Origin of the sequence: Streptomyces sp. NBC_01317 (assembly GCF_035961655.1) — a bacterium.
Taxonomy (GTDB): domain Bacteria; phylum Actinomycetota; class Actinomycetes; order Streptomycetales; family Streptomycetaceae; genus Streptomyces.
Genome location: NZ_CP108393.1, coordinates 2,615,785 through 2,639,294 on the forward strand (window position 1 = coordinate 2,615,785; position 23,510 = coordinate 2,639,294).

Below are 23,510 nucleotides of genomic sequence, written 5' to 3' on the forward strand. Positions count from 1 at the left end.
CCGCACGCACCGATGGTTGTGTGAAAGGTGAGTCACCGGAACGGAAGGGCCGAGGAGCGAGCGATGAAGCGCAGGGTTCTGGGCGGTACGGGCATGTCGGTCAGCGAGGTCGCGCTCGGCACGATGATGTTCGGCGCGATGGGCAACACCGACCACGACGAGTCGGTACGGATGATCCACCGCGCCCTGGACGCCGGGGTGAACTTCGTGGACACCGCGGACGTCTACAGCGAGGGCGAGTCGGAGGACATCGTCGGCAAGGCGCTCAAGGGCCGGCGTGACGAGGTCGTTCTCGCGACGAAGTTCGGCTGGCCGATGGGTGACGACCTCAACCGCCGGGGCGGCTCGCCCCGTTGGATCGTACAAGCGGTGGAGAACAGCCTCCGGCGGCTGGGCACCGACCACATCGACCTGTACCAACTGCACCGCCCCGACCCCCACACGGACATCGACGAGACGCTCGCCGCCCTCTCCGACCTGGTCCGCTCGGGCAAGGTCCGGGCCATCGGCTCCTCGTGCACCCCGGCCGAGCTGATCGTGGAGGCGCAGTGGACGGCGGAACGGCGCGGCCACCACCGCTTCCGTACGGAACAGCCCCCGTACTCGATCCTGCTGCGCGGCATCGAGTCGAGCGTCCTGCCCACGGTCCAGCGCTACGGCATGGGCGTCCTGACCTACGGCCCACTCAGCTCCGGCTGGCTCTCGGGCCGCGCCGACCCGTCGAAGGGCGCCCGCGCGGCGAGGGGCCCCGCGACCTTCGACCTGTCCGTCCCGGCCAACCAGACCAAGGCGGAGGCGGTCGGACGCCTGACAGAACTGGCGGTGGAGGCGGGAATGCCCCTGTCCCACCTGGCCACGGCATTCGTACGCTCCCACCCGGCGATCACGTCGGTCCTCATCGGCCCCCGCCGCCCCGAGCACCTGGACGACCTACTGGCGGGCGCGGAGACCGAACTGAGCGACGACATCCTGGACCGTATCGACGACATCGTCCCCCCAGGCACGAACGTCAACCAGAACGACATCTACTACACACCCCCATCCCTGGCGGACAAGCGCCTGCGGCGCTTCTGACAGGGGCGGCGGGCCGTCCGACGGGGGCGGGATCGAGCCGTGCCCATTGCGCGGCGGCCTCGCCCAGGACCGCCGCCCGGTCGGTGCCGTACGGGAACAGCTGGGCGTTCGCGGCGTTCTGCCCGGCGACGCCGGGGGTGTGGCTCACGAGCGCGGACGCGGAGTCGAACCGCGCCCGTTCGGGCACGCCGAGCGCCTGGAGGTGTCCGCCGAAGCCTTCGAACATCTGCGGCATCGCGACCGGCGACGGCGTACGGGAGAGCAGGGCACCCATCCACGCGTGTGCGTCGATCGGCTTGCTGTGTCCTGGTCGCCGTGCCGGCCGGTTTGACTCACGTTGGAACTTCGTTCCAACATAAGGAGTGGAACGGAGTTCCATCCATCTTCGGAAGGGAATCACGATGACCACACCCGTCACGATCGTCGGCGCCGGCCTCGGGGGCCTCACCCTCGCCCGCGTCCTGCACGTCCACGGCATCCCCGCGACGGTCTACGAGGCCGACGCCACTGCCGCGACACGCACACAGGGCGGCCAACTCGACATCCACGAGGACGACGGGCAGCGCGCGCTCGCGGACGCCGGCCTCACCGACGAGTTCCGTGCGATCATCCACGAGGGCGCCGACGCGTCGCGCGTGCTCGACAAGGACGGCAAGCTGCTGCTCGACGTCCCCGGCGACTCGACGTCGCGCCCCGAGGTGCTGCGCGGCGACCTGCGCCGGATCCTGCTCGGCTCCCTGCCCGAGGGGACGGTCCGGTGGGCGAGCAAGGTCTCAGGTGTCCGGGCGCTGGGCGGGGGCCGGCACGAGCTGGCCCTCAGCGACGGCTCGACCGTGACCACCGGCCTCCTCGTCGGAGCCGACGGCGCCTGGTCCAGGGTCAGGCCGCTCCTCTCCGACGCCAGGCCCGAGTACGTAGGCACGACGTTCGTCGAGACATATCTGCACGACGTCGACGAGCGGCACTCCGCGACGGCCGAAGCGGTCGGCGACGGCGCGATGTACGCGCTGACCCCGGGGAAGGGAATCGTCGCGCACCGCGAGGCGGGGAACGTCCTGCACACGTACGTGGAGCTGAACCGCTCCGCGGAGTGGGTCGCCGGCATCGACTTCACCGACGCCGCCGCCGCGAGCGCCCGGATCGCGGCCGAGTTCGACGGGTGGGCCCCCCACCTCACCGCGCTGATCACGGACGGCGGGACCGCCCCGGTCGCGCGCATGATCCACACGCTCCCGGACGGACACCGCTGGGACCGTACGCCCGGGGTGACGCTCCTCGGGGATGCCGCGCACCTGATGCCGCCGTCCGGGGACGGCGCCAATCTGGCGATGTTCGACGGCGCGGAACTCGCCAAGGCGATCGCCGCCCACCCCGACGACATCGAAGCGGCCCTCACCGCCTACGAAGAGGAACTGTTCCCCCGAAGCCAGGCCTTCTACGCCGACGCGCACGAAATCCTGGACCTGGTCCTGGGCGACCGCGCGCCGTTCGGTTTCATCGACTTCTTCAACGGCGTTCCGCAAGGGCGGTCCTGACCAGTGGGCGCGTGTCCCGAAGCCGCCTCAGCCGACAGGTGCGGGGGGCAGCGGGTCGGTCAGGGCGTGAAGGCGTGGCGGACCGCGGTCGCCAGGCTGCTGCGGCGGCGGTCGTGGTCGGCGGGTGGGTCGGCCGTGGTCGCCGTGTAGGTGAGGCTGCTCGGTGACCAGGTCATGGCCATGGAGATCACCATCGAGTGCACGTCGGCCGCCGACAGGGCGGGGTCGATGTGCCCGGCGGCCTGCGCCCGGCCGATCGCCTCGATCTTGGGGATCTCGTCCGCCTCCGTGAACAGGAAACCCGTGGGGGTGCGTTCCAGGCGGGCCCAGGTGGCCAGGCGGACCAGTTGTGGACGGTCGAGGTACGCGTCGTAGAGGCGGACGGCGTAGCCGGGCAAATCTTCGGGGGTCAGCGGCGCGGCGTCGAGGATGCCTGCGACCTGGTCGATGAGGACCGCGTCGAAGAGGCTCTCCTTGCTGCCGTAGTACGCGTACATCTGGGCCTTGCTGACCTTCGCGTCGGCCGAGATGCGGTCGACCCGCGCGCCGGCGATGCCGTGGGCGGCGAATTCGACGGCGCCGGCGTCGAGGAGGCGTCGCCTGCTGGCCTGTCCCTTGTCCATGCCCCCATCTTAAACGAACTGGTTCGTTTGCCTCATCGCGGCGGCCGGGGTACGTTCGAGGAGAAGAACGAACCAGTTCGTTTGCCACGTACCAGGAGACCCTCATGACCATCCCCCTGACGCTGGACGCCGCCGCGCGCCCCGCCCCCGCGTTCCTCGACGGCGCGGCCAAGAAACTGCTGATCGACGGCGTATGGACCGCGCCCCGAGCCGGTACGACCTTCGAGACGTTCGATCCCGCCACGGGTCAGGTGCTGGCGCGCGTCGCCTCCGGTGGCGCCGAGGACGTGGATCTGGCGGTGGCCGCGGCCCGGCGGGCCTTCGAGGCGCCGTCGTGGGCGGACATCACCCCGTACCAGCGCGGCAAGGTGCTGCTCCAGATCGCCGACGTCATCGAGGCCCACGCCGAGGAACTGGCCGTCCTGGACTCGCTCGACATGGGCGGCCCGCTGTGGATGACCCGCTGGCTCGTGGACCACTCCGTCGAGGTCTTCCGGCACTACGCGGGCTGGCCGACGAAGATCTACGGCCAGACCGCGCCGTCCGATCCGGCGGTCTTCAACTACACCCTGCGCCAGCCGCTGGGCGTGGTGGGAGCGATCACCGCCTGGAACGGCCCCGTCCTGCAACTGGCCTGGAAACTGGGGCCCGCGCTGGCCACCGGCAACACCGTGGTCGCCAAGCCGGCCGCCTGGTCCCCGCTGTCCGCGCTGCGGATCGGCGAACTGCTCCGGACCACCGACCTGCCGCCCGGCGTCGTCAACATCGTCACCGGCGACGGCGTCACGACGGGCGAGGCCCTCACCCACCACCCGGGCGTCGACAAGATCTCCTTCACCGGGTCCCTGGCCGTCGGAAAGCGCATCCTGGAGGTCTCCAGCAAGGACCTCAAGCGCGTGACCCTGGAACTGGGCGGCAAGTCCCCCACGATCGTCTTCGACGACGCCGACCTGGAGGCCGCGGCGAAGGGCGCCGTGGCCGGATTCGCCCAGGGCAGCGGCGAGGGGTGCGTCGCCGGGACCCGGATCTTCGTCCAGGAGTCCGTCCGCGAACGCTTCCGCGAACTCCTGCTCCAGGAGATGGAGTTGTTCACCCTCGGCGACCCCTTCCACCCGGACACCCGGATGGGCCCGCTGGCCTCCCCCCAGCACTTCGCGAAGGTGTCCTCGTACCTGGACATCGCCCGCGAGGAGGGCGGCACACTCCACACGGCCGGCGAACTCGGCCACGACCTGTACATGCCGCCCACCCTGATCGAGAACGTCGGCCCGGACGCCCGTGTCGTACGGGAGGAGATCTTCGGCCCGATCGCGTCCCTGATGACGTTCACCGACACCGCCGACGCGATAGCCCAGGGCAACGACACCATCTACGGCCTGTCCGCCTCGGTATGGACCACCAACCTGGAACGCGCCCACCGCACGGCGAGCGGCCTGCGCGCGGGCACGGTCTGGATCAACGCGTACGCCGACATGAGCGCGGGAACCGTCCCCTTCGGCGGCTTCAAGCAGTCGGGCCTGGGCCGCGAACACGGCATCGAGGTCCTGGACGCGTACACGGAGACGAAGACGGTGATGGTCCACCTCTGACGCGTGGCGGGGACCTCGGCACCCCGGGACGATTCCATGCTCAGGTGGTGAACTGGACGCAGATGTACGACTGTTACGGGGACGTCGATCGCGTCCCCGAGCCGTTGGCCCGGGTCGATCGTCCGGTGCGCGGCAGCCTGGCCGCCTGCCCTCACCGCGCTGCGGACGAGTACGCGTCCTCCCATCGCCCTCTCATGTGACCGGTGATCCGGAACGGAGCCACGGCCGGACCGGGGCGACTGCCCAGGGCTGCTCCCGGGGTGGGGAGCAGCCCTTTTACGGTCACACCGCGCCGAACTCCCCCTCGGCGAGGGCTCCGACGAACGCGGTCCACGCGGGGGCGTTCGTCACGAACGCGGGGCTGTTCGGGAGCTTGGAGTCGCGTACGGCCATCGCGCCGCCGGCCAAGCGGGCGCCCTCCACACAGTTGCCGCCGTTGTTGTCGCTGTAGCTGGACTTGAACCACTGCACGTTGTTCATGCGCCGAACTCCCTGTCGGTGAGGGCCGAAACGAAGGTAGCCCAGGCGGGGCCGGTAAGAACGAATACGGGGCTGTTCGGAAGCTTGGAGTCGCGTACGGCCATCGCGCCGCCGACGAGGCGGGCGCCCTCCAGACAAGCTCCGCCCTGGTCGTTGCTGTAGCTGGACTTGAACCAGTCGGCGCCGATCAGCGCGTCAGCCGTGGTGGTCATCGGTATCAATGCTCCTTCATTGCTTTCTCAATCATGCTCAGGGACTCCTGTGGCCCTGGGGCAAGCGCCTGTAGGTCGCTGAACGCGTCCTCGTACATCTCCACGTCCCCTTCCCGCCGGGTGACCCAGCCGTCCGCCAAGTTCTCGAAGTAGGCGATGGGTTTGAGGGTCACGCGGTCGCGGAACTGCAAGATCATGAAGGCCCCGTTCATGCCCGGGTGGGCCCCCGCTTTGAAGGGAATCACCTGGACCCGGACGTTGGGTGCAGAGGCCGCCTCGATGATGTGGGCAAGTTGCGCGCGCATCACGTCCGGCCCTCCCACCTGCCGGTGCAACACCGATTCGTTGATGATCGCAGTGAACTTGAGCGGCGAGTCGGTTCGGTGGAGGACTGCTTGTCGCGTCATGCGCACATCGACCATCCGGTCGATCTCCGCGTCGCTGAGGCCCTGGTGCGCGCGCTGGTAGATCACGCGCACGTACGACTCGGTCTGGAGCAAGCCCGGGACGAACTCCGACTCGTAGTCGTACAGCGCCGAAGCGGTGGCCTCAAGACCGAGAAACGCCTTGAAACTCGGGGTGATGACTGGCCGGTACTTCTTGGACTGCCACCAGTCCCGCTTGGTCTTGGTGACCGCCGCGTAGCCTTTCAGCTCTTCAGCCGTCTCCGCGTCGACCTCGAAGATCTGGCAGAGCGCCATGATGTCTGACGTCTCGACGGTGGCGTTCTCCCCGGTCTCCAAACGGGTCAGTTTGGAGGGACTCCAGAGTAGTTTCCTGACGACCTGCGTCGACGTCAGTCCGGCCTCCAACCGAAGTTGACGCAGTTCGCTGCCTAACTGCAACCGGCACAGAGCGGGCGTTGCCGACTCGATGTCCGTGATCATCTGCTGTCCTCTCTGCGCACTTCCCAGTGTGTCGGCGTTCTTCCCACCACCGCAAGGAACGTTCTGCGTCAGAGCGGGAGACACCGTTGTAGCTCGTGAACGCCCCTCACAGGGAGGGCAATTCACGCGGAAAGTTGCTCGTGGATTTCCACGAGAACGCTTCCAAGGCTAGCGATGCCAGTGACAGGCTGTACCCGAAACTCACGCATTGCAGCGAAGTCGACGCTGTGCGTGAGCATGCTCGGCCGGCCCGGTTCAACGCAAAGGACCCGCGATGCCTCCCCTCACGCAGCGCCCAACTCCCGCCCCCACCAACCTCGTCGGCATAGGGGACGCACTACGGCTGAGCCTCTCCTTCGCGCCGGATACCCGCCGTGTCGCGTACGCGCGGCGCGTCGCCGGGGCGCTTCTCCGGGAGCGGGAATTCGCCGAGGACACCGTTCAGACCGTCGAACTGCTCGTCAGCGAGATCGTCACCAACGCCGTGGTGCACGGGCGGGGCGGGCGGGTGCGGTTTCTCTTCGCGTACGACGGGGCCGGGGACGTACGGATCGAGGTGGACGATCAGTCACGCGCGTGCGTCAAGGTGCGGCCGCCGAACGCCGAGGACGAGACCGGGCGTGGCATGTTCCTCGTCGCGGCGCTCGCGCGGCAGTGGGGGCGGCGGGGGACTCGTACCTGGTGCACCGTGGCCACGGAGGGGGCCAGTTCGCCGTGAACCACGACGACTCGCTCTTTTCGACGGACAGTCACACCCTCCGTCGATTACTTGCCGCGCTGGGGCGCACGGACCAAGCCGCCCTCCCCGTCGACCTGTTGACCATCGCGCACACCGTCGAACAGGCCCTGGCCCGGCGCCTCGACCTCCCCGAGCGGGCCTGGGTGGACATCACGACCACCAAACTCCGGGGCCACGTACACCTGTTGCTGCGCGAAGACCTCGGTGACACCGACGCCCCGCCGGCGCGGGCGGTGCACCGGGAGGCGTACGCGTTGCTCGATCCGCGTGTACGGCCGGGCCCGGACACCCCGCCCTTCACCGCGTACGAGCACCTGCGCGCCCTGGCGGCGGTCGCCGAATCGCTCACCGCGCTGTACCGGTCGCACCGGACGGGGAAGGAACGGTGAGCCCGCTCAGGGCGCAGGCCCTCTACGTCCTCGCGGTGACGGCCGTAGGGGGCTCACTCGTCCTCGCGCTCTGGCGTCGCTGAGTACCGGCCGTCCGGCTCAGCCGCCTTGCGGGATCACGCGCAGGGTCAGGCCGCGGACGTCCGGGTTGAGGAGATCCGGGAGCGAAGGGCTTGCGGCGTACTTCGACCTGTACGCGCCGTCCACGTTCTCGTTGACCGAGTCGTCGTCGACCGGCTCGACCGTCACCGGGTAGCGCTGGGCGCCGTCCACGAACTTCGCCCGGCCGCTCCGGCTGACCCGGCGGTACCACTTCGAGTCAGGACCGTAGGCGCTGCGGATGTAGGCGGTGTCGTCGACGACGACCGACCAGATCGGGGTCACGACCTCACCTCCGTCGCTCAGCTCGGTGGCGATCCGAACGGTGTCGGTGTTTGCGAGGTAATCAATTGCGGCAGTCATGGCCGCATCCTCGTGGGCGGCCGGGCGCGCCTCCCCCATTCCCTCGATCGTGAGCGTGGCGGCGACGCGTACGGCCGGTCAGGCCGGACGGGTCGGAGAGGTCGGAGAGGTCGAAGAGGTCGAAGAGGTCGAAGAGGTCGGAGAGGTCGGAGAGGTCATACAGATCAGGCGTCCGGGTCGGACATGATCTCCCGTACCTCCTGCGCACACCGGCACGAGGCGGCGATCTTGGCGGCCCACTCCAGCGCGTCCTCGCGTGTCGGTACGTCAATGATCGAGAACCCGCCGAGCACCGCCTTTGTCTCCGGGTACGGGCCGTCGGTGACGGTCCCGTCCGTGGCCACGACGCTCGCCCGCTGCGTGTGCAGTCCACCGCCGAAGACCCAGACACCGGCTTCCTGAGCCTGCCGCACCACCGCGTGCGAGGCATCGGACACCTCCTGGAAATCCCCCTCAGGGATGATCATCGTGCCGTCGTCGAACGAGATCAGGTACTGCGTCATACGTACGTGGCTCCTAGGTCGTTGGTCTCCATCAGCCGCCGATCACCCTACGACGAAGACCCCGACGCGTCCTCAAGAAGGCACCCATCAAGAAAGCATCCATCGGGGCTGATGGGCAGCGTGTCGTCCTCGGCCCAGGGGTAGGTGTCACCTCTTCGGCCACGGTTCGCCCTCTGGGGGGTGGCGCCCGGCGGCCGCCTTTCCCACACTGGTGGCGTACAGGCGACGGGGCGGCGGCGCGACGGGGGGGGGCAGACATGGCGACGCGCACAGAACCGGCGCGGGCACCTCTACCGGAGCGGCGGCCGGAGCTGGACACGATCCGGATGCTGGTCGTGATCGGGCTGGTCTTCTTCCACTCGGCGCTCGTATTCGCCGCCGACGACGACTTCTACGTCAAGAACGCCGAGACCACCGAAGCCATCATGATCATCGCAGGGTTCGGGGTCGTCTGGGCCATGCCGCTGCTGTTCCTCATCTCCGGTCTCGGCGCCTGGCACTCGCTTCAGCGCCGCGGCGCCGGCGGCTTCGCCGGAGAGCGGCTGCTGCGGCTCGGCGTTCCGCTGGTCTTCGCGACCCTCACTCTGAACCCGCTGCCGCAGTGGCTGCGGCAGCGCTCGGCCGACGCCGACCACCACGAGTCGTATCTCGGCTTCCTGCCCCGCTTCTACGACGTGCGCCTGGAGCCCGAAGAGTTCCCCTTCCTGGTCCAGGGCGAGCACTTCGAGACCGGCCATCTTTGGTTCGTCGTGCTCCTCCTTGCGTTCTCCCTCATGCTGGCGCCGTTCCACCGGTGGTTGCCGCGCGAGCGCGTCCGCCGCATCGGCGACCGGGTGGCGGAGGCGACCCTGCGCCGCCGGGGCGTCGTGTTCCTGCCGGCGCTCGCTTTCGCGGCGATCTGTGCCTTCGCACGGCTGGAGGAGGACTACGCGGGCTGGCACCGCTGGTCGTACCTGCTGTTCTTCATAGCCGGCTTCGTCCTCGCCACCGACGACCGCTTCCGCGCCGTGATGCGGCGCGACGCCGGGACCGCGGCCTGGCTCGGCGCCGTGCTGTTCGCGGCAGCGGGCCCCGGCTTCGCCCTGGCCGACGAGCCCTTCACGGAGATGACCACCCTGGCCACCGTCTCGCGGGCGCTGTTCGGTGCGGCCGGATGGTGCCTGGTGGTCGCCATCCCGGGCCTCCTCGACCGTCGGCGGCCGGAGCGACCGCGTGCGGCGCCGGACCCGGCCCCGACGACGCGTCGGCGCCTCTACGGCTATCTCGCCGCGGCCGTGCTGCCGCTGTACGTCCTGCACCAGCCGATCGTGGTCGCCGTCGCGTACTTCGTCGTCCGCTGGTCCGCGCCGATCCTGGTCGAGTACGCCGTGCTCGTGGTGATCGCCCTCGTCCTCACCCTCACCGCGTACGAGCTGCTGGTCCGCCGCACGCGGGCGACCCGCTTCCTGTTCGGGATGCGCCCCTAGGGCGTGTCCGCAGGGGCGTATCGAAATCCAAGATCAGCTCACGGCCGGGATCCCGTTCCGATACACGCTCTAGCGGTCCCCCGCGACCGCCAAGTGCCGTGCCGTGTGCTCCAGTTCGACGCTGTGGGAGCCCTTCACCAGGACGATGTCTCCGGGGCGGATCAGGTCGTGGGCCAGTGTCAGGGCCTCGTCGCGGTCCTCGGCGTGTGCCACCCGCAACCGTGGGTTGTCCGTGTGCGCGGCGGTGGCCAGGGTGCGTGCGTCGTCGGTGCCTACCGCGATCAGTACGTCGATGCCTGCCGCGGCGGCCAGGCGGCCGACTCCCCGGTGTTCTTCGGCGGCGTCGGGGCCCAGTTCCTTCATCTCGCCCAGGATCGCGACGGTCCGGCGGCCGTCGGTGGCCATGGCCGCGAGAGCCGTGAACGCCGCCCTCATCGAGTCGGGGTTCGCGTTGAACGCGTCGTTGATGATCCGTACCCCGTCCGGCCGGTCGGTGACCTCCATGCGCCCCGAGGCCATCAGGACCGCGCGGGACAGCGCACCCGCCGTCTTCTCCACTCCCATCCCCAGCCCGATCGCGACGGCCGCCGCGGCCAGCGCGTTCGACACGTGGTGCACACCGTGCAGGGACAGGTCGACCCGCGCCCGGACGCCCTCGGCGGCCAGGGTGAACGACGGGCGGCCCGAGGTGTCGACGGCGACGTCCAGCGCCCGTACGTCCGCGTCGTTCTCGACGCCGAAGGTCAGCACGCGGGCGCGGGTACGGGACGCCATCGCGGCGACCAGTGGATCGTCGGCGTTCAGGACCGCCAACCCGTCCTCCGGAAGCGCCTCCACCAACTCCCCCTTGGCCAGGGCGATCTGCTCGCGCCCGCCGAACTCCCCCACGTGCGCCGTCCCCACGTTGAGGACCAGGCCCACGGCGGGCGGCGCGATACGGGTCAGATGGGCGATGTGGCCGATGCCCCGCGCGCCCATCTCCAGCACGGCGTACCGCACGCTCCGGTCCAGGTGGGTGACCGTCAGCGGCATGCCGATCTCGCCGTTGAACGACTTCACCGTGGCGATCGTCGGGCCGATCTCGGGGAGCACCTGCGCGAGCAGATCCTTGGTGCTGGTCTTGCCCGCCGAGCCGGTCAGCCCGATGACGGTCGCCTCCGGTACGGCGGCCAGTACGGTACGGGCCAGCGCGGCGAGCGCGTCCAGCACGTCGTCCACGACCACGGCCGGGACACCGACGGGACGGGTGGCCAGGACCGCCACCGCACCGGCCTTCACCGCGTTCACCGCGAAGGCGTGCCCGTCGGCGTGCTCACCGGGCAGCGCCGCGAACAATCCGCCGGGCTCGATCGCGCGCGAGTCCACGACGGCCGGTGCGCTCATCAGCGCGGAGGGGTCCGGTACGTCGTACAGACGGCCGCCGACGGCCGCCGCGACGGCTTCGAGGGAAAGGGGGATCACGAAACGAATCTCCGCATCAGCAGGGGGTGCCCGGCACGGCCACCGGCCGACCGGTCCGGCCCTGCGACCGTAACGCCTTCATCGCCCAGGGCTGCGGAGACCTGCCAGAGCGGCGAGAAACCCAGCTGACCCGGCTCTCGGACAGCGGCCGGTTACCAACCCCGCTCTTGGCCAAATCTACTGATTCATGGGCGAGTTGGCTGGCCATAGATGAACCGTGCTGAAACGGAAGAAAATCGGTGTCCTGCTCGCGACGGCGGCCCTGGTCGGTGTGACGGCGGGCGCCACCCCACCGAGCGGGTCGAGCCGGGCCACCCCCACCTCCCCCGCGTCGGCGGAGGCCCGCCGGCCGCTCCCCGACACCACCGACCGGGCGTTCCTCCAGCAGGTGGTGAGGGCGGTCAACACCTACCGCGCGAGACACGGCGCGCGGCCGGTACGGCTGGACCGGAAGCTGAACCAGTACGCCAAGTCCCGCGCGCGGGAGGTCTCTTCGCACGAGCGGCTGCGCGAGGCCCACCGGGGCCTGGACCGGGGATACGGCGAGAACCTGTACTGGACCGGCTCCGCCGAGCCCGACCACCTGCCCGGACCGACCGCCGTGAGGGCGTGGTACGACGAGGTCGCCTCGTACGACTTCGGGGCCGGCGAATTCAGCCGCGCCACGGGCCACTTCACCCAGCTCGTCTGGCGCGGATCGAAGAGGATCGGCGCGGCCAGGGCGACCGGCCGGGGCGAGGAGTGGTTCGAGAACTACGTCGTGGTGACGTTCAGCCCGCCGGGGAACGTGGAGGGCCGGTTCCGGGAGAACGTACGGGACGAGGTGCGGTAGCGCCGCGACCGGGCGCGCGGCCCGGGTCAGGATGCGGGAGCCGTACGGGTCAGGGTCCAGTAGCCCACGTCCGGGACCATGCCCAGCGTCGTGTTCGCGCGGATGATGTGTTCGTTCGACTCGTCGTTGTGGGTGGTGACGCTCTCGACGCCCGCCCGGCACGCGTACAGGAGCGAGGCCGCCTTCACCGCCGTCGCCGTTCCCCGGCCCCGGTGGTCGGGGTCGGTGCCCGTGAAGGCCACGTGCCAGCTGTTCGCGTCCGTCCGGGGGACGAGGATCGTCATGCCCTGAGGGCGTACGGTCCCGGTCACCGCGGTCGCCCCGGCGTCCGGGCCCTCCTCCGCCGGGGGCGGTTCGGCGAGCAGGAAGACGGTGTCGGGCGGAAGCCGCGCGAGCCAGACCGCCGGGTCGGGGCGGGCGTCCACCGGAAGGGGAAGGCCCTCCTCGCACCGCTCCAGGCACTCCGCGATCGTCCGCTCCTCCGCGAGCAGGGTCGCCAGCCGGACCCGTACCCCGGCGTGCTCCAGCGCGGACTTGGCCCGCGCGGCCAACTCCGCCTCATGACCCGACAGGTCGAAGCGGAAGCCGGCACTGTGATGGACGACGCCGAAGCCGTACCGCTCGGCGAAGGCCCGCCCGCGCGGGAGGTCGTCCCGCAGCATGCTGCTCACGGTCCCGCCGCCGGCCCGCTCCCACGCGCCCATCAGCCGGTCCGCGAGCGCCGTCCCGATCCCCCGCCCGCGCTCCGCCGGGTCGACCGCGACCAGGGCGGTGACCGTACCGGGGAAGACGGGGTCGGCCGACACCTTCGCCGCGCCCACCAGCCGCCCGTCCCCCTCGGCGACCAGGGCGCCGCCCTCCGCGTCACGGACCGTGGCGGTCAGGTCCGTACGCAAGAGGTGCCGGATGTCGGCCGCGCTCGTACGGATCAACAACTCCACGGCGCCGTCCACATCAGCCGCGCGAAGCGGGCGTACCGACCAGACCGGGTCTGCGCTCATGATCCGAACCGTAGACGAAAAAGCGACCAACCGTCCAAATGCGACAATTGGCCACGCCATGGAAAAGCGGACCGGCCCGTACGTGTGCGTCGTACGGGCCGGTCCTGGGAAAGGCCAGGGGTATGGAGGGGGGTCAGACCCCGGCCTGGGTCTTCTCGGTGACGATCTTCCCGGTGGACCCGGACGCCGGGGTGTCGGCACCGGACTCGGAGTCGAAGTCAGAGTCGGCGTCGGAGTCACCGACCTGCGGACCGTGGTCGTCCAGCAGCGTCGTCTCGTCGAACGGGATGCGGCCCGCCAGGACCTCGCCCGCCCGCTCCTTGTCGATCTCCTTGGTCCACGTGCCGACCAGGACGGTCGCCACCGCGTTGCCCGCGAAGTTCGTCATGGCACGCGCCTCGCTCATGAAGCGGTCGATGCCCACGATCAGGCCGACCCCGTCCACCAGCTCGGGCCGGTGCGACTGGAGGCCGCCGGCCAGGGTCGCCAGACCCGCGCCGGTGACACCCGCCGCGCCCTTGGACGCGACGATCATGAAGAGGAGCAGCGAGATCTGCTCGCCGATCGAGAGCGGGTCGCCCATCGACTGCGCGATGAAGAGCGAGGACATCGTCAGGTAGATGGCGGTGCCGTCGAGGTTGAAGGAGTAGCCGGTCGGCACGGTGATGCCGACGACGGGCTTGCTGATGCCCATGTGCTCCATCTTCGCGATCAGGCGCGGCAGGGCCGACTCCGACGACGAGGTGGAGAGGATCAGCAGGAACTCACGGCCCAGATACTTGAGCAGGAGCAGCAGGTTGATCCCGGCGACGAACCGCAGCAGCGCGCCGAGGATGACGAAGACGAAGATCGCACAGGTGACGTAGAAGCCGATCATGATGACGGCGAGCGACTTGAGCGCGTCCACGCCCGTCTCGCCGACCACCGCCGCCATCGCGCCGAAGGCGCCGACCGGAGCGGCCCACATGATCATGGCGAGGATACGGAAGACGAGCCGCTGGATGTGCCCGATGCCCCGCAGCACCGGCTCACCCGCCTTGCCCATCGCCTGGAGCGCGAAGCCCGCGAGCAGCGCGACCAGCAGCGTCTGGAGGACCTCGCCCTCCGTGAACGCCGACACCATCGTCTTGGGGATGATGCCGAGCAGGAAGTCCGGCAGGGACTCGCTCGCGCCCTCCGCCTGCGCCGCGCCCACGCCCTTCGTGGCCTCGGTGAGGTGCAGCCCGGAGCCCGGCTCCAGGATGTTGCCGACGACCAGGCCGATGGCCAGGGCGACGGTCGACATCACCATGAAGTAGCCGAGGGCCAGTCCGCCGACCGCGCCGACCTTGGCGGCCTTCCTGACCGAGCCGACCCCGAGCACGATCGTGCAGAAGATGATCGGGGAGATCATCATCTTGATCAGGTTCACGAAGCCCGTGCCCAGCGGCTTGAGTTCGACGGCGACGCCAGGAGCCGCGAAGCCCACCAGGATGCCGAGCGCGACGGCTACGATCACCGCTATGTACAGATAATGCGTACGGTCCCGCCTTGCTGCGGCCACGGGTCCTCCTTGACTCGTCCCTGCGATGCCCCCGTCGTCCCGACTGGGGTCCCGGCGACTATCCACCACCGTGTGACGCCGGTCACCCTTGCGTTCATTTCGTTCATACGATTCCGGACAGGCAGACTTGGGCCATGCGTCTGCTCCGACGGCTGCTCCGCCGCCTCCCCCGCCCCCGCAGCCTGGCGGGCCAGCTCTTCGCGATGCAGGTCGTGCTGGTGGCGGCCGTCGTGGCGGGCTGCGGGGTCTTCGCGTACGTCACCGATCGCGCCCAGGCGGACGAGACGGCGCGTAGGCAGGTTCTGGCCGCGGCGCGCGCCATGGCCGATTCACCCTCCGTACGGGAGGCGATCCGGACGCCCGACCCGACGGCGACCCTCCAGCCGTACGCGGAGCGGGTCCGGCACGACACCGGGGTCGACTTCGTGACGATCATGAATCCGCGAGGAATCCGCTGGACGCACCCCGATCCGAGGCAGATCGGCATGCCCTTCCTGGGGCGTACGGCCCCGGCGCTCGAAGGACACACGTTCACCGAGACCTACACGGGCACGCTCGGCGCCTCCATGCGGGCCGTGACACCGGTCAAGGACGGCGGGGAGATCACCGGGCTGATCAGTGTCGGCATCACCGTCGACCGCATCTCCACGCAGGTGACCGAGCAGGTGCGGGTGCTGTTCCTGGCGGCGGGGGTGGCGCTGATGCTGGGCGGGCTGGGGACGTACGTCGTCAACGCGCGGCTGCGGCGGCACACGCACGGCATGAACGCGGCGGAGCTGAGCCGGATGCACGACTACCACCAGGCCGCGCTGCACGCCGTACGCGAAGGGCTGCTGATGCTCGACGGACAGCGCAGGATCGCGCTGATCAACGACGGCGGGCGGGAGTTGCTCGGTTTGGACGACTCGGCGGTGGGGCGGCCGGTCACGGCGCTGGGGCTGCCGGCGCCGCTGACGGGGGCGTTGCTGGCGTCGGAGCCCCGGGTCGACGAGGTGCACATGACCGACGACCGGATCGTGGTGGTCAACACCCGTCCTGTGGTGGGGGGTGAGCAGCGCGGCACGGTCATCACCTTGCGCGACCACACCGAACTCCAGGCACTGTCGGGCGAGTTGGACTCGGAGCGCGGCTTCACGCAGGCGTTGCGGTCGCAGGCGCACGAGGCGGCGAACCGGCTGCACACCGTGGTGTCGCTCATCGAACTCGACCGCGTGGAGCAGGCGGTGGAGTTCGCGACGGCGGAACTGGAGCTGGCGCAGGTGCTGACGGACCGGGTGGTGGGCGCGGTGGCCGAACCGGTGCTGGCGGCACTGCTGTTGGGGAAGGCGGCGCAGGCGAACGAACGGGGCGTGGAGCTGGTCCTGGCGGAGGACAGCCGGATCGACGACGGGGTGCTGCCGGCGTCGCTGCCCGCGCGGGACCTGGTGACGATCCTGGGGAACCTGATCGACAACGCGGTGGACGCGGCGGGTTCCGCCGGGGCGGCGGGGGGTGGGGGCGGTTCCGGTTCCGTCGGTGCGGCTCGCGTCACCGTGACGGCGCTGGTGGAGGACGGGGTGCTGCTGCTGGGGGTACGGGACACGGGGGCCGGGGTCGAACCGGGCGACCGGGCCGAGGTCTTCCGGCGCGGCTGGTCGACGCGGGGGCCGGGGCGGGGGCTGGGCCTGGCGCTGGTCCAGCAGGCGGTGCACCGGGCGCGGGGGACGGTGGAGCTGTCGCAGGGGCCGGAGGGCGGGGCGGAGTTCACCGTACGGCTGCCGGTCGCGTCCGGCGGGGGTGCGGTGGCCTCCGGCGGGGGTGCGGTCGCCTCCGGCGGGGGTGCGTCCGGCTCGGGTGGCGTGTCCGTTGTTCCCCGGCCGAGAGGGGCTGCGTCGTGACCGACAGCGTCATCCGGGTGCTGGTCGTCGAGGACGACCCCGTCGCCGCGGACGCCCATCAGCTGTACGTACGCCGGGTGCCCGGCTTCGCCGTCGCGGGGGTCGCGCACTCGCGGGCGGAGGCGGGGCGGGTGCTGGAGCGTACGGCGATCGATCTGATCCTGCTCGACCTGTACCTGCCCGACGGCCACGGCCTCCACCTCCTGCGGAGCCTGCGGGCCGGCGGGCACCAGGCGGACGTCATCGCGGTGACGTCGGCGCGGGATCTGGGGATCGTACGGGAGGGGGTGTCGCTCGGGGTCGTCCAGTACGTGCTCAAGCCCTTCACGTTCGCGACGCTGCGGGACCGGCTGGTGCGGTACGCGGAGTTCCGCGCGTCGTCGGGGGAGGCGAGCGGTCAGGACGAGGTGGACCGGGCGCTGGGGGCGCTCCGTACGCCTGGTCCCGCGTCGCTGCCGAAGGGGTTGAGCGGGCCGACGCTGGAGGCGGTGACGCGGGCGTTGCGGGAGTCTCCTGGGTTGACCGCCGCCGAAGCGGGGGTGCGGGCGGGGATCTCGCGGATCACCGCGCGGCGGTATCTGGAGCACCTGGTGACGGTGGGGCGGGCGGAACGGAGTCCCCAGTACGGGCACGTGGGTCGCCCGGAGCTCCAGTACCGGTGGCGCTGAGGCGGGGCGCCGCCGTTGTCCTCAATCGCCGGACGGGCTTTGGCCTCACGCCCGGTGCCCCGTGCGGGTTACCGATTGTCCTCAAGCGCCGGACGGGCTTGATCTGCCCGGTGCCCGGTGCCGGTTACTGATGTCCTCAAACGCCGGACGGGCTGGATTGTGCCGGTGCGGGGCACTGATTGTCCTCAAGCGCCGGGCGGGGTTATTGGCTGCCAAGCCGTCTGGAGCAGGGTGGCGCCCCTTCGGCGGGAGACGAAGTAGCCCCGGCCAGGGGGCAGCGGGCGGGCCCGGATGTTGCCGAGGAGTTCGCCCTCCGTGGGGTCGCCCGAGAGGACCACTCCCTGGGCGCCCAGTTCGCGGAGGCGTTGCGTGAACGGCTCGTACGCCGCGCGGGAGGCGCCCGCAGAGGTGCGGGCGATGATGAAGCAGACTCCGGCGTCGCGGGCAAAGGGCAGGTGTTCGGTGAGCACGGCCAACGCGTTGCCGCGCGAGGTCGCGACCAGGTCGTAGTCGTCGACGAACACGAACATCCTCGGACCTGACCACCAGCTCCGGTCGCGCAGTTGCTCCTGAGTGACGTCGTCCGACGGCAGACGCTTCACGAAGAGTTCTCTGAGCGCCTCCATGTGCGTGTCCATGGTGGTGGGCGAGGCGACGTACTCGATCAGATGCGAGTCCGGCACGCTGCCCAACAGGCTCCGCCGGTAGTCGACCACGACAACACGCGCCTCGTCGGGTGTGTACCGCTCGCAGATCTGCTTGGCCAGCAGCCGCAGCAGCGCGGTCTTCCCGGACTCGCTTTCCCCGAGGACCAGGAAGAAGGGATCGGTCTCGAAGTCGACGAAGACGGGTTGCAGGGTGCTCTCGTCGATGCCGAAGGCGACACCGGCCGCCGGGTGGGCGTCGCCTTTCGGCAGGTGGACGGCGGGCAGCACCCTGGGGAGCAACCGGACGGGCGGGGCGGCCGGGCCGTGCCAGGCCTGGTCGACGGCGCGGCTCATGGCGGCGGTCGCGTCGGGCAGGTCCTCGTCGGAGGCGACGCCGTCGATCCGTGGCAGCGCCGCGATGAAGTGCAGCCTCTCGGGCGTCTGTCCGCGCCCGGGGGTACCCGGCGGGACATTCCGGGCGACGGAGACGGAGAACTCCGACCCCCCGGGGTCGCCGAGCCGGAGTTCGAGCCGGTTCAACAGGTGGTCCCGGAGCGCCGGACGCACATCCGTGTCGCGGTTCGCCGTGAGGACCACGTGGATTCCGTGGCCGAGACCGCGCGACGCGAGGTCGGTGATGGTCTCCGCCAGCGTGTCGTACTCCTGGCGGAGACTTCCCCAGCCGTCCACGACGAGGAAGACGTCCCCCCATGGCTGGTCGGTGATCTCTCCGTGCGCGCGACCGTGCCGGTAGGCCTCCAGGGAGTGGATGCCGGAGGAGCGGAAGTACTCCTCGCGGTGGGCCAGGATCCCGGACACCTCCGTCACGGTCCGCCGGACCCGCTCCGGGTCGAGCCGCGAGGCGATACCGCCCACATGCGGCAGTTCCGCCACGGCGGACAGACCGCCTCCGCCGAAGTCCAGCCCGTAGAACTGGACTTCCTCCGGGGTGTGGGTGAGGGCGAAGGACGACACCAGGGTGCGCAGCAGCGTCGACTTGCCGGACTGGGGGCCACCGGTGATCAGCAGGTTGCCCGCCGCGCCGGAGAAGTCGCGCCACAGTACGTCGCGACGCTGCTCGTACGGCTTGTCCACCAGGCCCAGGGGCACGATGAGCGCGCCTTCGACCAGGCGGCCGGGCTGGGTCAGGCCCCGGCCCTCGACGGCCGTCAGGCCCGGCAGCAGTGCGTCGAGCGGCGGTGCCTGGTCCAGCGGCGGCAGCCAGACCTGGTGGGCCGGGAAGCCGTGGTTCTCCAGGCGGTTCAGGATGAGGTCCATCGGGGAGTCCCCGTCGGCGGCGCGCGGGTCCGCCCCGGCCCAGCCGGACGCGTAGGCGGCCCGGAAGCCGACCATGTGGTCCATGTCGAACCGCAGATAGCCGGAGCCGGGCACCGACGGCAGCGAGTAGGCGTCCGGCACGCCCAGCACCGCGCGTGATTCCGCGGCCGAGAACGTACGCAGACCGATGCGGTACGACAGATGGGTGTCCAGACCGCGCAGTCGTCCCTCCTCCAGCCGCTGCGAGGCCAGGAGCAGGTGAATGCCCAGCGAACGGCCGATGCGGCCGATCTGGACGAGCACGTCCAGGAAGCCGGGCTCGGCGGTCAGCAGCTCGGTGAACTCGTCGATGACCATGACCAGGGTCGGCAGCGGCACCAGCGCCGTCCCCGACGCGCGCGCCCGTTCGTACTCATGGATGTTGGGGTAGTTGCCCGCGTCGCGCAGCACCTGCTGCCGGCGGTTGATCTCGCCGCGGATCGCGTCGCCCATGCGGCCGACCAGGGACGGCTCGTCGGCCAGGTTGGTGATGACGGCCGCCACATGGGGCAGGCGTGCCATCTCCGCGAAGGTGGCGCCGCCCTTGAAGTCCACCAGGACGAAGTTCAGCGTCTCGGGGGATTGTGTGACCGCCAGCCCGAGGACCAGGGTGCGCAACAGCTCCGACTTGCCGGAACCGGTGGCGCCGACACACACCCCGTGCGGGCCCCAGCCGCCCAGGGCGGCCTCTTTCAGGTCCAGCACGACCGGGGCCCCGTTGGCGTCGACGCCCACCGGGGTGGTGAGTCTCCGCTCCGGCTTCGCGGTCCAGGCGGACGAGGGGTGGGCGTCCCAGTCCTCGGGGAGCGGCAGCAGGTCCAGGAGGCGGGGTACGGAGTCGTGGTCGTCCCTGTACGTGCTCAGCGGGCGGGCACCCGGTCGCTGCCACGCCTCGGCCACCTGGTGCAGGAGCGCGTCGAGTTCCGCACCCTCGTCGCCGGTCCCCGAGGGCGTGGCCGTCTCCTCCGGGCTCCCCGCTGTGGCCAGCGCGGGGACCGCCAACCGTACGTAGCGCCGTCCCCGGGTCAGTCCGAAACCCGGCTGGCCCGGCGGGATCCCGCCGGCGAGGTCACTGTCGATCCGCGACTCCTGCGGGTCGGCCAGGGCTAGTTCGACCCACGTACCGAGGTGCGGGAGGAGGTCCTCGGGCAGGTCCTTCCAGCGATCGGCGGAGACCGCCAGGTGGATGCCGTAGTAGACACCCTGCTGGGCGACGCCGAGCAGCAGGCGGGACTCCTCCGGGTAGCGCGCCGCGAAGTCCGGCCAGGAGTCCACGAGAAGGAACACCTCGCCGTTGGACTCGCCCTCCAGCAGCCCCTGCGTCCGCTTCTGGCGGAAGGCCTTCGGGGACCGGATGCGCAAGGTGTTGCAGAGCCGCTCGCGCCGTTTCAGTGTGGCCATGACGCCGTCGACCAGGGTGCGTACGTCGTCGGCGCGGGCGTAGTCCGCCACCATCCCCACATGCGGCAGGGCGTCCAGGCGCGTCATCCCGTCCGGTTCGCCGTGCAGGGCGTACATCTGCACCTCGTCCGGGGTGTGGGTCAGCGCCAGCGAACAGGCGAGGGTACGCAGGACCGACGTCTTGCCGCTCCACCTGCCGCCCACGACGCCGATGTGCGGCGCGCCCCCGGACAGATCGAGCGTCAGGGTCTCCTGGAGACCCTGCGCCGGGTCGTACATCCTCCCGAGCGGCACGGTGAGCTGTCCGTTCGGCGGCCAGTCGGGCGCGCAGAGACCGCGGCCGGGACCTGCCACGAGCGCCGGCAGCAACTCCCCCAGGGAGAGGCTGCCGGACACGAAGGGATCGCTCTCCGCGGTACGCCCCCGGTGCCACAACGCGGCTGTCGCGAGGGGGATGTTGCCCTGCACGCCGGAGCGGAACTCGGTCGGCGTCTGCGGGGCCCCGCTCGCCCGGACGTGCCGCTCGACGTGCTGGAACAGCTCGTGCGCCGTGATCACACCGTCGTTGTCGATGTCCGCGCGCCCGGTGCTCAGGCCGTCGATGATCGCTTCGGTGAACACGGAGTGGAAGACTCCCGACCTGCTCTTCACCGTCTCGCCCTCGAAGGCGAACTCCAGGACGTCCGAGGCGGTCATGACGTACGTGCCCTTGCCGGCCGCCTGCACCGACAAGTCACCGTCGTCGGGCGCGAAGGGCGCCATGCCCTGGACGTACGCCCCTCCGAAGCAGCAGTCGAGCAGGAGTACCTTGCCCCGGGCGCGGCAGCGGCTCATCTGCTCCTCGATGAACCGCGCGGAGATCGCGGTCGACTCGGGCAGGTCCCGCTTGGTGCGCAGCGTCGTGAAGAACAGGCGTCCGTGCTTGTCGCGGATGCCGTGGCAGGACACGTACAGCAGCAGGGTGTCGTTCGGCCCGAGGTCGCGCAGCGTGCGCTCGATGTGCTCCTCGATCTCCGCCTTCGAGTCGTTGACCAGGGGGATGACCCGGTCGAAGTAGCCGATCGCCGGGTCCTCCAGCAGCGCGCCCAGGCGGCGTGCGTCGGCGGCGGGAGAGCGCAGGCGGCGCAGTCCGGAGTCGATGTAGTCCGTGGTGGCGATGAGCAGGGCGACGCGGCTCACGGTCTCTCCCTGAACCTACGCCTGCGGGTCGCTGCCGGACCGCCGCTGGAGCCACGCCTCGATCAGAGCCTTCTGGTCACTGCTCGACACGCCTTCGACGATCAGCGAGTCGTCGCCCACGGTGAGCTCCACGCGGCGCGCCTGCGCCCGCTGCCGCCATTCACTCACCAGGCTGACCAGCGTGTTCAGGGCCACCCGCGAGAACGCTCCGGTGATGAGCAGGGCCCCGAGCGTCGTGGCCGTGCCGCCCTTGGAGCCCGCCGGGACCTCTCCGCCCTCCGGCCGCTCGACGGACTCGGCCGCGTCGAGCAGCAGCAGTTCTTCCTGGAGCTCCCGGGTCAGGGCGTCGGTCTCCTGGGCGTCACCGTGCGCCGCCTCGACGGCGACGGCGATCCGCATGGGTCGCATGGAATGGTTCCCCCGTTGCTCTCCGGTCGGTCAGAGCCCCAGCTTGGCACAGAACGACCCTTGTCAGCATGCCCGTTGACCACTCCGAGGGCGTCTGTCAAAGGAGTCGAGGACGTCTAGAAGACCGACTCCGCCTCGCGCATCCGGTTCTCCGGGACCCGCTTCAGCTGCGTCACGGCCTCCGCCAGCGGAACCATCTCCACCGACGTCCCCCGCAGCGCGGTCATCCGCCCGAACTCACCCCGGTGCACCGCCTCCACGGCGTGCCACCCGAAGCGCGTGGCGAGCACACGGTCGTACGCCGTCGGCGTGCCGCCCCGCTGGACGTGGCCCAGGATCACCGGGCGCGCCTCCTTGCCGAGGCGGTGTTCCAGCTCGGCGGCCAGGCGGTTGCCGATGCCCTGGAAGCGTTCGTGGCCGAACTGGTCGATCTCGCCCTTGCCGTACTCCATCGAGCCCTCGGCCGGATGCGCGCCTTCCGCGACGCAGATGACCGCGAACTTCTTCCCCCGGGAGAACCTCGCCTCGACCATCTTCACGAGGCTGTCCACCTCGAAGGGCCGTTCCGGCAGGCAGATCCCGTGCGCGCCGCCCGCCATGCCGGACTCCAGCGCGATCCACCCCGCGTGGCGGCCCATGACCTCCACGACCATGACGCGCTGGTGGGACTCCGCCGTGGTCTTGAGGCGGTCGATCGCCTCGGTCGCGACCATGACCGCCGTGTCGAAGCCGAACGTACGGTCCGTCGAGTAGATGTCGTTGTCGATCGTCTTCGGAACGCCGACGACGGCCATCCCCGCGTCCGACAGCAGCCGCGCCGCGGTGAGCGTGCCCTCGCCGCCGATCGGGATGAGCGCGTCGATGTCGTACCGGCGGGCCAACTCCGCGCAGTTCTCGGCCGCTTCGCGCAGCCGGTCGCGCTCCAGGCGGGCCGAGCCGAGGATGGTGCCGCCCCGCGCGAGGATGCCGCTGACCGCGTTCAGGTCCAGCGGGCGGTAGTAGCCGTCGAGGAGTCCCTTGAAGCCGTCCTCGAAGCCGATGACTTCGTCGCCGTACCCGGTCATGGCCCGGTGCACGACCGACCGGATCACTGCGTTCAGGCCGGGGCAGTCGCCGCCCGCGGTGAGAATTCCGATACGCATCGTGCCGTGTCTCCCGCTCGCTAGTGCTGTGCTTTCCGGGGGGCGGGCCCTCCCCACCCCACGCATGAGCCGCTT

General features: G+C 70.4%; 22 protein-coding genes. 9 read left to right on the forward strand and 13 right to left on the reverse strand.

All coding sequences use genetic code 11. The features are described 5' to 3' along the window. The first annotated feature begins 63 nt into the window (after window positions 1-63). On the forward strand, window positions 64-1,074 hold the full coding sequence (locus OG349_RS10815) for an aldo/keto reductase (RefSeq protein WP_327234406.1): 1,011 nt from the start codon (window positions 64-66) through the stop codon (window positions 1,072-1,074). Here OG349_RS10815 and OG349_RS10820 read toward each other — a convergent pair. Next, the gene (locus tag OG349_RS10820; RefSeq protein WP_327234407.1) at window positions 1,010-1,348 is read right to left on the reverse strand and encodes a hypothetical protein; all 339 of its coding nucleotides are present in this window, start codon (window positions 1,346-1,348) and stop codon (window positions 1,010-1,012) included. The genes OG349_RS10815 and OG349_RS10820 overlap by 65 nt on opposite strands. A 127-nt stretch (window positions 1,349-1,475) precedes the next feature. Between OG349_RS10820 and OG349_RS10825 the strand changes: the two genes are divergently transcribed. After that, entirely contained in the window at window positions 1,476-2,609 is a 1,134-nt protein-coding gene (locus OG349_RS10825) for an FAD-dependent oxidoreductase (RefSeq protein WP_327234408.1), read from the forward strand. A gap of 59 nt (window positions 2,610-2,668) precedes the next feature. Here OG349_RS10825 and OG349_RS10830 read toward each other — a convergent pair whose 3' ends face one another. Beyond that, window positions 2,669-3,232: a TetR family transcriptional regulator gene (locus OG349_RS10830; RefSeq protein ID WP_327234409.1), complete on the reverse strand. Its 564-nt coding sequence runs from the start codon at window positions 3,230-3,232 to the stop codon at window positions 2,669-2,671. Between the two features lie 104 nt (window positions 3,233-3,336). Here OG349_RS10830 and OG349_RS10835 point away from each other — a divergent pair, with 104 nt between their 5' ends. After that, window positions 3,337-4,821, forward strand: a complete 1,485-nt coding sequence (locus OG349_RS10835) for an aldehyde dehydrogenase family protein (RefSeq protein ID WP_327234410.1) — start codon at window positions 3,337-3,339, stop codon at window positions 4,819-4,821. A 282-nt stretch (window positions 4,822-5,103) separates the two neighbouring features. Here OG349_RS10835 and OG349_RS10840 read toward each other — a convergent pair whose 3' ends face one another. From OG349_RS10840 to OG349_RS10850, 3 genes are read right to left on the reverse strand one after another with little or no spacing between them, the layout of a single operon-like run. Beyond that, window positions 5,104-5,301, reverse strand: coding sequence for a DUF397 domain-containing protein (locus OG349_RS10840; RefSeq protein ID WP_327234411.1), 198 nt, complete (start codon window positions 5,299-5,301; stop codon window positions 5,104-5,106). Further along, on the reverse strand, window positions 5,298-5,513 hold the full coding sequence (locus OG349_RS10845; protein WP_327234412.1) for a DUF397 domain-containing protein: 216 nt from the start codon (window positions 5,511-5,513) through the stop codon (window positions 5,298-5,300). The genes OG349_RS10840 and OG349_RS10845 overlap by 4 nt, the downstream gene beginning before the upstream one ends. A gap of 5 nt (window positions 5,514-5,518) precedes the next feature. Beyond that, a complete protein-coding gene (locus tag OG349_RS10850; protein WP_327234413.1) occupies window positions 5,519-6,400 on the reverse strand; it encodes a helix-turn-helix domain-containing protein in 882 nt (293 codons plus the stop codon). A 274-nt stretch (window positions 6,401-6,674) separates the two neighbouring features. Between OG349_RS10850 and OG349_RS10855 the strand changes: the two genes are divergently transcribed. Together OG349_RS10855 and OG349_RS10860 are read left to right on the forward strand one after the other, a co-directional pair. Then, window positions 6,675-7,118, forward strand: coding sequence for an ATP-binding protein (locus OG349_RS10855; RefSeq protein ID WP_327234414.1), 444 nt, complete (start codon window positions 6,675-6,677; stop codon window positions 7,116-7,118). Continuing rightward, window positions 7,115-7,528, forward strand: coding sequence for a DUF6415 family natural product biosynthesis protein (locus OG349_RS10860; RefSeq protein ID WP_327234415.1), 414 nt, complete (start codon window positions 7,115-7,117; stop codon window positions 7,526-7,528). The genes OG349_RS10855 and OG349_RS10860 overlap by 4 nt, the downstream gene beginning before the upstream one ends. A gap of 99 nt (window positions 7,529-7,627) precedes the next feature. On the opposite strand, the gene OG349_RS10865 is transcribed toward OG349_RS10860, so the two are convergent. Both OG349_RS10865 and OG349_RS10870 read right to left on the reverse strand, forming a co-directional pair. Continuing rightward, a complete protein-coding gene (locus OG349_RS10865; RefSeq protein ID WP_327234416.1) occupies window positions 7,628-7,990 on the reverse strand; it encodes a DUF2255 family protein in 363 nt (120 codons plus the stop codon). A 164-nt stretch (window positions 7,991-8,154) separates the two neighbouring features. Beyond that, the gene (locus tag OG349_RS10870; RefSeq protein ID WP_327234417.1) at window positions 8,155-8,493 is read right to left on the reverse strand and encodes a YciI family protein; all 339 of its coding nucleotides are present in this window, start codon (window positions 8,491-8,493) and stop codon (window positions 8,155-8,157) included. 257 nt (window positions 8,494-8,750) lie between these two features. Here OG349_RS10870 and OG349_RS10875 point away from each other — a divergent pair, with 257 nt between their 5' ends. Then, window positions 8,751-9,959: an acyltransferase family protein gene (locus OG349_RS10875; RefSeq protein ID WP_327234418.1), complete on the forward strand. Its 1,209-nt coding sequence runs from the start codon at window positions 8,751-8,753 to the stop codon at window positions 9,957-9,959. Window positions 9,960-10,028: 69 nt separating this feature from the next. Here the strand turns inward: OG349_RS10875 and OG349_RS10880 are convergent, their stop codons facing one another. Beyond that, window positions 10,029-11,420, reverse strand: coding sequence for a UDP-N-acetylmuramoyl-tripeptide--D-alanyl-D-alanine ligase (locus OG349_RS10880; RefSeq protein ID WP_327234419.1), 1,392 nt, complete (start codon window positions 11,418-11,420; stop codon window positions 10,029-10,031). Window positions 11,421-11,637: 217 nt separating this feature from the next. On the opposite strand from OG349_RS10880, the gene OG349_RS10885 reads away from it, so the two are divergent. Next, on the forward strand, window positions 11,638-12,252 hold the full coding sequence (locus OG349_RS10885; protein WP_327234420.1) for a CAP family protein: 615 nt from the start codon (window positions 11,638-11,640) through the stop codon (window positions 12,250-12,252). Window positions 12,253-12,278: 26 nt separating this feature from the next. Here OG349_RS10885 and OG349_RS10890 read toward each other — a convergent pair whose 3' ends face one another. Beyond that, a complete protein-coding gene (locus OG349_RS10890; protein ID WP_327234421.1) occupies window positions 12,279-13,253 on the reverse strand; it encodes a GNAT family N-acetyltransferase in 975 nt (324 codons plus the stop codon). A gap of 133 nt (window positions 13,254-13,386) precedes the next feature. Further along, the gene (locus OG349_RS10895) at window positions 13,387-14,796 is read right to left on the reverse strand and encodes a cation:dicarboxylate symporter family transporter (protein WP_327234422.1); all 1,410 of its coding nucleotides are present in this window, start codon (window positions 14,794-14,796) and stop codon (window positions 13,387-13,389) included. Window positions 14,797-14,930: 134 nt separating this feature from the next. Here OG349_RS10895 and OG349_RS10900 point away from each other — a divergent pair, with 134 nt between their 5' ends. Next, a complete protein-coding gene (locus OG349_RS10900; RefSeq protein ID WP_327234423.1) occupies window positions 14,931-16,673 on the forward strand; it encodes a sensor histidine kinase in 1,743 nt (580 codons plus the stop codon). Further along, complete coding sequence (locus OG349_RS10905) at window positions 16,670-17,341, forward strand: response regulator (RefSeq protein ID WP_327234424.1); 672 nt, start codon at window positions 16,670-16,672, stop codon at window positions 17,339-17,341. The genes OG349_RS10900 and OG349_RS10905 overlap by 4 nt, the downstream gene beginning before the upstream one ends. A gap of 185 nt (window positions 17,342-17,526) precedes the next feature. On the opposite strand, the gene eccCb is transcribed toward OG349_RS10905, so the two are convergent. The 3 genes from eccCb to OG349_RS10920 form a co-directional block, all read right to left on the reverse strand. After that, entirely contained in the window at window positions 17,527-21,885 is a 4,359-nt protein-coding gene (gene eccCb / locus OG349_RS10910; protein WP_327234425.1) for a type VII secretion protein EccCb, read from the reverse strand. 15 nt (window positions 21,886-21,900) lie between these two features. Next, entirely contained in the window at window positions 21,901-22,293 is a 393-nt protein-coding gene (locus OG349_RS10915) for a hypothetical protein (protein WP_327234426.1), read from the reverse strand. Between the two features lie 116 nt (window positions 22,294-22,409). Further along, window positions 22,410-23,435: an ATP-dependent 6-phosphofructokinase gene (locus OG349_RS10920; protein ID WP_327234427.1), complete on the reverse strand. Its 1,026-nt coding sequence runs from the start codon at window positions 23,433-23,435 to the stop codon at window positions 22,410-22,412. Window positions 23,436-23,510: the final 75 nt, after the last annotated feature.